9 protein-coding genes and 1 pseudogene are annotated in these 11,666 nt (G+C 47.2%); all 10 read right to left on the bottom strand.

Annotated elements, in window-relative coordinates; translation table 11 throughout:
* A pseudogene (locus Q0340_RS01625) lies at positions 1 to 1,269 on the bottom strand (cytochrome C); the annotation flags it as partial.
* 262 nt (positions 1,270 to 1,531) lie between these two features.
* Positions 1,532 to 2,098, bottom strand: coding sequence for a cytidylate kinase-like family protein (locus Q0340_RS01620; protein WP_298081889.1), 567 nt, complete (start codon positions 2,096 to 2,098; stop codon positions 1,532 to 1,534).
* Between the two features lie 9 nt (positions 2,099 to 2,107).
* Positions 2,108 to 2,800 carry an LrgB family protein gene (locus Q0340_RS01615; RefSeq protein ID WP_005873245.1) on the bottom strand — a complete coding sequence of 231 codons (693 nt, stop codon included), beginning with the start codon at positions 2,798 to 2,800 and terminating at the stop codon, positions 2,108 to 2,110.
* Positions 2,797 to 3,255, bottom strand: a complete 459-nt coding sequence (locus Q0340_RS01610) for a CidA/LrgA family protein (RefSeq protein WP_081451750.1) — start codon at positions 3,253 to 3,255, stop codon at positions 2,797 to 2,799. Before Q0340_RS01610 ends, Q0340_RS01615 begins: the two co-directional genes overlap by 4 nt.
* Before the next feature lie 198 nt (positions 3,256 to 3,453).
* Positions 3,454 to 3,705: a hypothetical protein gene (locus Q0340_RS01605; RefSeq protein WP_297896317.1), complete on the bottom strand. Its 252-nt coding sequence runs from the start codon at positions 3,703 to 3,705 to the stop codon at positions 3,454 to 3,456.
* A gap of 170 nt (positions 3,706 to 3,875) precedes the next feature.
* A complete protein-coding gene (locus Q0340_RS01600) occupies positions 3,876 to 4,778 on the bottom strand; it encodes an alpha/beta hydrolase-fold protein (RefSeq protein ID WP_298081888.1) in 903 nt (300 codons plus the stop codon).
* Entirely contained in the window at positions 4,772 to 6,895 is a 2,124-nt protein-coding gene (locus Q0340_RS01595) for a TonB-dependent receptor (RefSeq protein ID WP_298081887.1), read from the bottom strand. The genes Q0340_RS01600 and Q0340_RS01595 overlap by 7 nt, the downstream gene beginning before the upstream one ends.
* Positions 6,896 to 7,634: 739 nt before the next feature.
* Complete coding sequence (locus Q0340_RS01590) at positions 7,635 to 9,716, bottom strand: TRAP transporter permease (RefSeq protein ID WP_298081886.1); 2,082 nt, start codon at positions 9,714 to 9,716, stop codon at positions 7,635 to 7,637.
* Positions 9,717 to 9,724: 8 nt separating this feature from the next.
* Entirely contained in the window at positions 9,725 to 10,666 is a 942-nt protein-coding gene (locus Q0340_RS01585) for a TAXI family TRAP transporter solute-binding subunit (RefSeq protein ID WP_298081885.1), read from the bottom strand.
* Positions 10,667 to 10,899: 233 nt separating this feature from the next.
* Positions 10,900 to 11,655, bottom strand: coding sequence for a tRNA pseudouridine(38-40) synthase TruA (gene truA, locus Q0340_RS01580; RefSeq protein ID WP_363317240.1), 756 nt, complete (start codon positions 11,653 to 11,655; stop codon positions 10,900 to 10,902).
* Positions 11,656 to 11,666: the final 11 nt, after the last annotated feature.

The following is an 11,666-nucleotide window of genomic DNA, read 5'->3' as shown; positions in this document are numbered from 1 at the left end:
AGCTAGGGCAGCTCAGATACGCGGCGTCCTGCACCCACTGCGGATAGCCGCCCACGGTCACGTCAAGCTCGCTAAAGCAGCCGTAAAATGGCGATACTTCGCCGCTTAGCTTAAATTTAATACCGCTCAGCCGCGTCATATCATGCTGCGAAAAGCAGCTTTTCTCCATCCCTTCGCCCTCGCATTGCATCTGCAGCTCGCCGTCCGCGCCGCATTTGCAAAAATACATTACCGAGCCGACGCAGGTCGGGCAGCAGTGAAAGATCGCGTCGTGCTTTAAATTTAGAAACGCAAGCCGCGGCTCATCGGCCTTAAGGCGCAGCATATCGAGCATCTCGCAGCCGCAAAACTCGCACTTTTGCCCCGTAGGCCTGCCGATCTGCACGGGCTCATCCGCGTTTTGGTTTGCGCATTCGCGAGCGTTTTTTACATTTTCGCTTAAATTTAAACCGCTGCTAGCGTCTTTTTGCGCGTCTGATTTGAAATTCGCGCGCTCGTTCCGCAAGCTCGCGTTTGCGTCTTCGTCCATGCTTGCGTGAGCACTCTGCGTGCCCGCGTGCAAATTTGAAATTCTATCCGCGCCGATTTGCGCATTTTGTTCGCAATTTTCGCCGTCTGCGCCGCCTTTGAAATTTGAAATTTTACTCGCGCTTTCATCTCCGCGCTCGCTCGCTCGCTGTTTTTCTCCGCGCCATCTTTTACGCGCACCGCGGCAAGGCATTTATCAAAAACGAGCGATTTGCGCTCGCCCATCCGATCAAAGCTCCAGCCGCCGATTTGCGCGTAAATTTCAGTGCCTGCGTAGAGCTTTTGGCGCCACGGTCTCGGGTTTTGATACAGCTCGTAAAAAAGCTGCGTCGTCTGCTCGTCGCCCTGCCACGCAAGCGCGCACAGTAGGTCGTTTAGAGTGTTTTTGGCATTGTCTTGTAGCGAGTCTAGTTTTGCTATGAGCGCGTCTCTTACGTCCTTAGGCGCGCCGAAGTAAAGCTCCGGCGGGCAGTATATCTCCGCTGCTGCTGCGGCTCGCGCGATCCTTGGATCGTGAATACCCAGTAGGCTAAAAAGCGCCCAAAAATCGTTGTAAATCTCCTGCCATTTTTCGATCTCGTCGATGCGGTTCGCGATTTTTAGGATCATCGCCTCCACTTCGTCCGCGCTTAGGTTTAAAATCTCCTCTCGCCTCTGCTTTTGGCTGCATGAGTGGCAGATGCCGTCGAAATAGATCGTGTTTTCGCCGCATTTTGGGCATAGATGGGCTTTGCTTTGCATTTTATCTCCTTAAATTTGGATTTAAATTTCGTCAAATTTTAGCTAAATTTTACTGTTTTGTGGCGATAAAGCGCGGTTTAGAATTTAATGTCGCATTGAACGAGAGGCTTTATAATACAGCTAAATGCGTCATTTGCAAATATAATTCAAGCTCAAAAAAGATGTAAATTTTAAATTACGATAGAAATAGGGCGGGTTTGCGAGATCAAGTGGAATTCATCTTCGAAAAGATAAATTCCACTTTTATGCTCTTAGGCGCAAATCACTTTTCAATGTGATGTTTGACTAGATACTCGATGATATTTACCGCATTATCGATGCCGCAATACGACGTATCAATGCAGATATTGTAGTTTGCGGACGCGCCCCAGACTTGGTTGGTGTAGTATTGATGAAAGCTCATCCTGCCCGCGTCGCTTTCTTCCATATACTCGCGCGCGTCGGTATGGCCCTCTTTTTCTAATCTGGCAAGCTTAAACTCATCGCTCGCACGTAAAAATACCGTCAGCAGATCCGGATGTCCGCGCAAGAAAAACCCGGCGCAGCGCCCAAGCACTATAACGTTGCCGCCCGAGACGATCTTCTCGTAGATTGCTACGATGCGATCGCGTTTTTGCTCATTGGCTAGCTCGTTGTGCGATATTGCCTGAAGTAGCGTATTTACGGGCATTTCGTTGTAGAACTCATACATCTGCTCGAAGCAGCCAAGCTCGTCTGCTTTGCGGAGCAGATCCGCCTTGGCTAGATAGGTGTAGCCTAAGCGCTCGGCTAGTTTGCGCGCGGTTTCGCGCCCGCCTGCGCCCGTTTGTCTAGCGATCGAGATTATCATATTTTCTCCTTAGATGAAATGTGCAAATATACCGGCACCGATGACGGTAAGAAGTCCCGTAACCGCCATTGCTAAAGACGCCATCGCGCCCTCTACGTCACCGATCTCAAGAGCGCGCGCCGTTCCCATCGCGTGGCTCGCGCAGCCTAGGGCGATACCTTTTGCCATCGCCTTTTTGATGCCAAAAATTTTAAGTAGCGCTTCGCCAAATACGCTACCGATGATGCCCGTAGCGATGATGCAGGCCACCGTTAGTGTCACGATGCCGCCTAAGCTTTCGCTGATACCCATACCGATCGGCGCTGTGACGGATTTCGGTAGTAGCGTGACATACATTGTGTGATTTAGCCCAAATATCACCGACATCGCATAGATGCTGCCTAGCCCTGCGATCATACCTGAAATCAGTCCTGCGAAAATAGCTAAAAAATTACTTCGCAAAAGCGCCAGCTGCTCGTATAGCGGCACGGCTAGACAGACGGTAATCGGCGTTAAGAAAAAGCTAATGTGCGAGGCGCTCGCGTTAAATTTTTCGTATGGAATTTTAAAGAGTAAAAGCACGCAGACGGTAAGCACGATACCGATTAGAAGCGGGTTGAAAATAGTTAGCTTAAAGCGCTTTTTTAGATAAAGTCCCAGCTCAAACGAGCCCAGGCACAAAAACACGCCGAAAAAAGCGGAGTTCATTAAAATTTCTCTCATTTTTTGTCGTCTCCGGATAAAATTTCGCGCTCCAGCTTCGCATCCACGCCCTTTGTATTCACGCCGTCTTGTTCGTGCGCGGCTGCGTAAAGCCTGCGCTTAACGCGGGCGAGGGCGATTTTATAAAAGATCTGCGTTACCGCGCCGCTTGCACCGATGACTACTACCGTAGAGACTGCCGTAATCGCGATGATTGCGAAAAGATGCTGGCGTAGCGCGTCGCCTGCGATGATGATCGCAGCGCCCGCCGGGATGAAGATCACAGGCATAATCTGCATAAAAAACGACACGGTTTCTCTGATCTGCGATACTTTGATGAGTTTGAAGATCAGGGCTAAAAGCATAATGACTAGCCCGTAGATGCTAGCGGGGATCGGCACAGGCACGAGCGCCGCCAAAATCTCCGCAACAAAAGATATCCCTAAAATCACGCTGAATTGGATTAAGTAGTTCAAAGCTTACCTCGGATTAAAATTTAGCGTTAAATTTAGCACTTTGCAGTTAAAATAGATATTAATCTTTCTAGGTTTGGGCGAAATTTTGCAGCAAAATTTACTTAAGCAAGCTCTGTAGCTAGGCTTTAGGTAGAATTTTGCGATTTATTATAGCGCTAAATTTAGCCTTGCGGCACGGGTAAAATCCGGCGACGACTATCAATCAAGCGTCTCGCCTAGCTCTATTTTGACGCCGAGCACCCTGCAGACTAGATCAAAAATTTCAATATCGACGTTGGGCGCGTATTCGTCCAGGACCGTGTAAACTTCGGCGCGCATATCCTCGTCGTGGCCCGGGTGCGAACGCGAATACAGCTCGTCCGTGCGCCGCACGAGCGCGAGATTATCGATATCTCGCTCGCGCATCGCCTGCTTGAGCCGCTTTGAAATTTGCCATTTGAAACTTTGCATTTTCGCTCCTTTAAATTTGCGCGATACTAGCCAAAAGAGCTTTAAAATTTAATTTCTTAAATCCGGCGACGCGTTTCGGCGCGATCAGCGAGCCTACGCCGCTCGGTCTTACGCTTGCAAATATAAAACGAGCCGGGTTTAGATTAAGACTTTACCGGCTAAATAGAAGATTATCTTTGCGTAAATAGCGCTAAATCTCGCAAAGCCAATGGGATTACTTCGCCGTGCGAAGCGCCTTCGTAGAGCTTAAACTCGCAAGAAAGCCCCCTTGCTTCTAAAATTTCAGCTAGATCGGCCGCTTTTAAAATTCTCGCTTTATCGGTTTTTCCTTTACGCATTTCACGCGAGCCGGCAACGAGCATTATGAATTTCGCTTTTAAATTTGATCTAAGTTTTCCCTTGTTTAGGGCATCTCTGATCAGCTGTGATTCGCCCCACCACAACGAAGGCGAGGCGATAAAAAACTCGTCGAAAATCCCATCGTCGCGCAGCAAAGCATAAATCCCGAATAGCCCGCCAAAAGAATGTCCGAAGTAAATTTTATCGCTTTGCGTCGTGGCGTATTTTCGATCCACGAGCGGCAATAATTTATCTTTTACAAAATCGTAAAATTCTGCCGCGCCGCCGCCGTTTGCATATTCTTCGCCGCTCGCCGCGGGCGTTAAATCTCTCGTGCGACGCTTAGTATCATACGCTAGCGGGCTGTCGTATCCGATGCCTACTATAAGGACGGTTTTATTTAATTTAGGCCCGGTTTCGGCATTTTCTTTCGCGCTATTTAAACCTGCGTAAATTTGCGCATACGAGTTTAAAAACATAGCAACTTGCGCGTTCGCATCAACCATAAAAACTACCCTATCGTAGCGAGCGACATTTTTTTGGCGAGCTATAAAAATTTTATATTTTTCGCCGTTCTTGCTTTTTAGAATAAAATCGCTCACGTTAAACATTTCGCGCGCAGCTCCACTTACCCGCTCAATCTTTTGTGGCGGTTTTGCCCCCAGATCGCAAGCGAATAAGCATACTAAAAAGAGTGCGTCGAATACCACAAGGAAGTTCTTTGGGCTTACCATTTAGCGTTTACCTTAAACCAAAACCTCCTGCCCTCCTCGGGATACCAATAGTAATTGCCGTCGTCCGCAAGACCCTCGTCGTATCGGACGTTATCAAAGATATTGTAGGCGGTTAAATTTAGACTCAGATTATCGTTTAAATCGTATTGTGCGCCCAAATCCGTAGTAAAAAGCTTTTTGTCGTTTTTACTAACCCTATTGCCCGGACCGAATTGCACGCTTGTAAGCTCGCTTTCGTAATTAAGACCGATAAAGGTAGAAAGCGGAGCGATCGGCCTATAGCTAAGCGTCGCATGTGCGGCATGTTTCGGAGTAGCGGTCAGGGATTTGCCATCCAGCCTACTAAGATTGGTTTGGCTAAATTTAACGGCGCCGTTTGGCGTATAGATCGTAGGATCCCCGGTTTCGATCTCGGAGTGGCTATAGGTGTAGTTCGCCTTGAAATTTAGCCTCTTAGTAATATCGTAATCGCCACTCAGCTCAACGCCGTAAACCTCGGCTCCTTCTATATTAAAATACGTTCCCCAACCCGGGCAATTAACGCTCGGTGCGCCGGCGCAGCCTCCGTAAGCGGGAATCCTATTGATATTGCTGCCATCGGTATCTAAAATTTTATCTTTGAAGTCGTTTTTAAATAGCGTGATATTGCCGCGCAGATCGTCTGCATTGTCGTAATAAAGCCCGATCTCGTAGGTCGTGCTTTTCTCGGGCTTTAAATCCTTGTTACCGAAATCTATAATCCTCCAGCCGCCCTGAATCGTGCCTACTTCAGGCGAAATTTGATTGACGTCGGGAGTTTTATAACCGGTTGCAACGCCGCCTTTGATCGTCCAAGCATCGCCTATATTAAACGTCGCGTAGGCTCTAGGAGAAAAGTGGTTGCCGAAGTATTCGTTATGCGTGAGCCTGCCGCCGAGCGTTAAAAATAGCGTATTTTCCAAAATTTCGATCTCATCCTCTAAAAATCCCGCATGCTCGTTCATAGAAAATCGCTGCGGAGAGCGTAAATTTTGCCTATTCGCGTTTGAAACGATGAAAGTCGTTTGCACATCCTGTTTGCTAAAATCGTAGCCGAAGGTAAGCGTATTTATACCGAGATAAGTCGTAAATTTGGAATTAAAATTTCTATTTTTTACGATTGCGGGAGAAAGGCTATCAAAAATGCTCGTACGGCGAGTCTTATCCCAAAAATAACTTATATCAGCACTTAAGCTCTCGAACTCACCCAAATATCCGACGCCGTGATTTTCTCTTTTATATTTATAGTGATTTAATCCACGCGCGTTGGGATAAACGGCGGTTTTACCAAGAGTCCTTGAATAATCGTGATTTTGCCTTCCGGTTTGAACGTAAAATTTATTATTTTCATCCGGCGTTAGCCAAAGCTTGACGTTAGAATCCGATTTATCGCTCTTCTGATAGCCTCCCTTATAGCCGTCCTCGTCGCGCAGCTTTTTATATCCCCACAGCTGAAGTGCCACATACTGCCCGAAGGGAATATTGACGTAAGCTTCGCCCATCTTACCGTTTCCGATACCCTCGTGATCTTGGATAGCCGTAGATATGGCGGCGCTTCCGCTAAATTTAGAAAAATTTTTTTTCGTAATGATATTTATCACGCCGCCTACCGCATCGCTTCCGTAAAGCGAGCTCATCGGTCCCCTAATCACCTCGATACGCTCTATCGCTCCTGCGGGCGGGATAAAATTCGAGTTCATATCGCCCGCTCCGCCTTTTGGGTTCGCCGCCGCGGAACTTACGCGTTTGCCGTCGATAAGCACAAGGGTTTGAGAGCTTTCCATTCCTCTGATGGATATCCCGCTTGCCGGGCCGTCGTCGCCTGCGATAACGCTGACGCCAGGCATTTTATTCGCGATATCGTGCAGCGAAGTGAAGCTGCCGCTTGATATCTCTTTATTATCCAAGGTGGAAATGGAGGCCGGCGCCTGCCTAATATCTTGGCGAAAGCCGCTCGCGCTTACTACGATTTCGCCAAGATTCGTGCTATTTGCGTCACTGCTTAGGTGTGAGCCTTCGACGCCGCATAAAATCGAAACGCTCGCGCATATCGATAATGCGATAAATTTCGCCTTTTTAAAATACATATCTTTTTGCATTTTTGTTCCTCTATTTTGAAATTTAATCGCGGATTATAACTCAAAGCGGATAAATTTAATATTAATTATTAAAGTATTTTTATAGAATTAAATTTCACTAATAATTCCCCATTCCATCGATATTTTCATAAAAATTATTTTAAATAAAATACAGCATATAATCAAGAAATTGCTGTAAATAAGTAAAATTTTATAACGCCCGGCATTAATTATCAAATCGTTTTGAAGAAATTTTGCACAGTTTTTGATTTTGTCTGCTTTAAGAATCATTTTCGCTTTTGTGGACGTGTATATTTTAAACTATCGAAGGCATTACAAGCGGCAACGCGAAAACGGCTTTGCTCTATTGATTTCGTGCATCCTGCGGCTTGCGATAATTATAGACCAGCATGGGATTAATATGCGACGTTTTTTAACACAGTAGCTTCGTATGAATAAATTTATCTTACTAAGGGGCATAATCGCTTCGGCGCAATTTAAAATTTTGAGTAGTTTATATAGGCGGATTTAAATTTAAACTAGATTTATCAGCACCATATCAACGGCTTTAAATTTGAGCTAAACGATAAAATTTAAATTTAAACTAGATTTATCAGCACAGCACAATCTGCCGAGGTTTTAAATTTAGAGCAAAGAGTCGATCCAAATTTAAAATCTTGGCGCAAGAATACAAAATAAGAAGATAAATTTAATAAGACCCCGCGAATTTATTTAAAATTTAGCGGGATCAAATTTGGATTTACGCCGCAGGCACGCTATTTTCGGCGTGAGTATCACCCGAGTCCTTAGGCCTTAAAAACCACTGTTTAGCGAAGATCAGCACGTATATCGCAGCGCCGACGCCATAACTTGCGTATTCACTTGGGATAAACTCTATGAATTTCGCGCAGATATTAGGCACCAGCATTAGCGGCGTTATTAGCAGCAATAGTAGGCGCTCTAGTGGATTGCATTTTGTTACAAACCAGCCTTGCAGCGAGGAGCTGAAGGCAAACATACCCACGATCGCCGTGGCAAAAATCAGCACGATTTGCAGTGGATCGCTGATCCAAACGATGCTCTTTGAATCCATCGGATCGCCGATGCTTTGGATCAAAAGCAGCTTATTGTTGAAAAAGAACGCAAACGGGAGCACCGCGGTGCGCAGATCATACACGAAGCCCTGAAGTCCCACGGTTACCGGATTTGCCTTTGCGATGCCCGCCGCAGCGTATGCTGCGATACCCACTGGCGGGGTATCGTCGGCTAAAATTCCAAAATAAAAGACAAAAAGATGCACCGCGATCGCAGGGATCAAAAAGCCGTTTTTGCCCGCTAGTATCAAAATCACTGGCGCAATCAGGCTTGAAACGACGATATAATTCGCCGTCGTAGGAAGCCCCATGCCCAAAATCAGGCTCATTATCGCAGTCATCAGAAGTATCAGCACTATGCTGTTTCCTGCGACTGCTTCTACGAGCTCTGAAAGAACCTGTCCCAGCCCGGTAAGCGAGATCGAGCCGATGATGATGCCCGCTAGCGCGGTAGCTACGGCGACCGTGACCATGTTTTTAGCAGCGCCCACCATAGCCCAAAAGATATCTACGAAACCTACGATAAAATCGGACTTGCTAACCTTTTCGCCAAATATCGTTTTTTTAGCGGGCTCTTGTACGATCATTATCAAAAACAGCACGCAGATCGAGTTAAACGCCGCAGAGATCGCGCTTTCTTTTAGAATCAATAGAGTAAAAAGAAGCACCAAAATCGGTATTATGTAATGAATGCCGCTAAATATAATTTTTAGCTTTGAAACCTTGGCGTAATCGCGGCTGCCGCGAAGCCCTAGCTTGCAGCTTTCCAGATGCACGATAAAAAATAACCCCGCGTAGCAGACGAAGGCGGGGATCACCGCCGCGATCATTACGTTGGTATAGCTCATGCCTAAAAATTCCGCGATGATAAACGCCGCGGCGCCCATAATAGGCGGCATAAGCTGCCCGTTTACGCCTGCGGCGACCTCGATAGCACCCGCTTTAGTGGCGGTAAGCCCCGCTTTTTTCATAAGCGGGATCGTAAAGGTACCCACCGTCACGACGTTTGCGGTCGAGCTGCCGCTTACCATGCCGGTTAGTCCGCTGGCGATTACGCTAGCCTTGGCGGGTCCTCCGCGGAAGCGGCCCAAAATCGCAAACGCCACGTTTATAAAATACTGCCCCGCTCCGGCTCGCTCCAAAAGCGCGCCGAATAGCACGAACAGATAGATGAAGCTGGTGCTGACCCCTACCGGCACACCAAATACGCCCTCTGTAGTTAAAAACATATGCCCTGCAAGCAGTTCAAAGCTTGCGCCGCGGTGCGCGATGATATCTGGCATATAGGGGCCGAAGTAACAATACAGAAGGAAGGTAAAAGCGATAATGCCAAGCGCTGGTCCCATCATACGACGACCTGCTTCAAAGAGTATGAAAATTCCGATAAAGGCTGCTACGATATCTCTGGTTAGATAATTTCCCGGGCGCTGCGCTAGCCCGTTAAATTCTATCGCAGGATACAAGATCGCGGCGACTCCGACGATTAATAAAATATAATCGTAAAACGGGATATAAAAATGCGCCTTAGAGCGCGGGCGAAACGGAAAAAGCGAAAAAATTATAAAAACAGCGAACGCCAAGTGGATCGAGCGTGCGATATTTGTATTTAGCGTAAAATACGCGATATAAAGCTGAAAGACTGACCACGCGAAGCAGACCAGCGTCACGAGCCAGAAGAGCTTTTTAGAGGTAAATTCTCTACTTTTTACCTCTAAAACCTGCTCGTCGTTTTGTGTAGATTTCTCCATCAACTAGCCTATTTCAGCAGTCCGGCTTCTTTATACACCGCCTCTGCCGCAGGATGAAGCGGCGCACTAAGCCCCTCTAAAAGAGATTCTTTGCTTACTAAATTTAGTGCAGGATGTAGCTTTTTATACTCATCGAAATTATCAAGTATCGCCTTAACTACCGCTCTAACCGCTTCATCGCTTTGGCTAGCGTCAGTTACGAGCACAGCCTTTACGCCGATAGTCTGCGTATCGTGATCTACGCCGTCATACATTTTCGCAGGGATCACGCCTTTGGCAAAATACGGATATTTTTCTAGAATTTGTTTGATATGCTCATCGTCGATGCCGACTAAGTCGATAGGGAGCGAAGTCGCCGCATCGGTGATATTTGCGGTCGGATGTCCTACGACGTAGAAGTATCCGTCGATCTTCTTATCTTTTAGCGCCATAGGGCATTCTTGCGCGGTTAAGACGCCGTGTTGGGCGAGCTTTTTAAGATCGAAGTCGTAGTTTTCAAAAACTATAGTGCTGGTTAGCTCGTTGCCGCTACCTGGGTTCCCGATATTGATCTTTTTGCCCGCAGCGTCGCCGTAAGCTTTGATGCCGCTCTCTTTAGAAACTACGAAAGCCAAAAGCTCCGGATAGATCGAAATTACGGAGCGTAAATTTTTATCCGCCGCGCCTTGAAATTTGCCCGTACCGTTGTACTTATCATAGACGACATCGCTTTGAACGAAGCCGAAATTTAGCTCTTTTTTAAGCACGTTATTGACGTTATATGTCGAGCCGCCCGTCGATTGCACAGAGCATTTCATATTTTTATCCATATTTACCAAGCGGCAAATCGCGCCGCCTACCGGATAATAGGTGCCGGTCATACCGCCGGTGCCGATATTGATGAACTCCTTAGCGCCTGAAACGCTAGCTAGTAAGGCCAAACCGGCCAAAGCAACAGAAAATTTTTTCATCTTTGCTCCTTTTTGAGTTAAATGTTTGAAAGTATTGCTAAATTTCTATAAAATTCTAATAAAAACAGATCGAATTTCGCGCAAATTTACGATTTTACACATCGTGGTGCAGGCGATTTAATATTAAAGTAGGGTGGCGATCTGCTCTGATATGCGGAATTTTACCGCGATAAAATTCTAAGCCTGAAATCCAAACGCCCGTGGATAAAATTTAACGCTATAAATTTCAAGTCTTAATAACTCACGCCGCTAAGATACAGCCCGTTCGGCGGAAAGGGGATTCTGCTAAGCGCTCGCGAGAAGCTGATCTTGCGCCCGCTCTGCACGGACTTTAGGGCATTTGCGACCATCAGCCGCACCTGTGCTCGCAAAAATCCGTTGGCTTTAAAATTTATCAAGGTTAAATTTCTAAAAGAGTAGGCGCGCGCGACGTAGAGCTCGCGCACAGGGCTTTTTATGTCGCTGCCGCTTTTCATAAACTCGCTAAAATCGTGCTCGCCGATGAAATTTGCAAGCGCAGCATTGAGCGCGGCAAGATCTACGCGCGGATAAAACACACAAAAATCGCTAAGAAAGGGGCTGGGGCGTTCGTGGTTTAAAACGTAGCGATAGCAGCGCGCCACGGCGTCGTAACGCGGATGAAAATCGCGCGGCACCGGGCTGATGTGTTGCACAAAAATATAGGGCGCGCAGTGGCGGTTTATGAGCTCTTTTAGGCGCGACAGCTCCCAGTGCACGGTGCATTCGACGCAGCTTACCTGGCGCAGCGCGTGCACTCCTTTATCGGTACGCGAGCTGCTGATGAGCGGCGCAAAGATCCCCACTCGCCCCAAAGCCGCGCGCAGCACGTCCTCGACGCCGCGCCCGTGAGGCTGAGACTGCGAGCCGCTAAATTTCGAGCCGTCGTAGGAATAGACGAGCTTGAGCTTTACGCGCTCGGAGTTTGCGCTCGCTGCAAAGGTACACGCATCTGCGGGAGTATTTGGCAGGGTGCTTATTT

It is taken from the genome of uncultured Campylobacter sp., from assembly GCF_938045595.1.
In the GTDB taxonomy this organism is placed as follows: domain Bacteria; phylum Campylobacterota; class Campylobacteria; order Campylobacterales; family Campylobacteraceae; genus Campylobacter_B.
This window is presented reverse-complemented; position numbering and strand designations above follow the sequence as displayed.

Coding starts and splice junctions, on each gene's coding strand:
- Q0340_RS01620 (WP_298081889.1), bottom strand. CDS start 2,098: ATGATAATCTCGATCGCTAGACAAACGGGCGCAGGCGGGCGCGAAACC.
- Q0340_RS01615 (WP_005873245.1), bottom strand. CDS start 2,800: ATGAGAGAAATTTTAATGAACTCCGCTTTTTTCGGCGTGTTTTTGTGC.
- Q0340_RS01605 (WP_297896317.1), bottom strand. CDS start 3,705: ATGCAAAGTTTCAAATGGCAAATTTCAAAGCGGCTCAAGCAGGCGATG.
- Q0340_RS01600 (WP_298081888.1), bottom strand. CDS start 4,778: ATGGTAAGCCCAAAGAACTTCCTTGTGGTATTCGACGCACTCTTTTTA.
- Q0340_RS01595 (WP_298081887.1), bottom strand. CDS start 6,895: ATGCAAAAAGATATGTATTTTAAAAAGGCGAAATTTATCGCATTATCG.
- Q0340_RS01590 (WP_298081886.1), bottom strand. CDS start 9,716: ATGGAGAAATCTACACAAAACGACGAGCAGGTTTTAGAGGTAAAAAGT.
- Q0340_RS01585 (WP_298081885.1), bottom strand. CDS start 10,666: ATGAAAAAATTTTCTGTTGCTTTGGCCGGTTTGGCCTTACTAGCTAGC.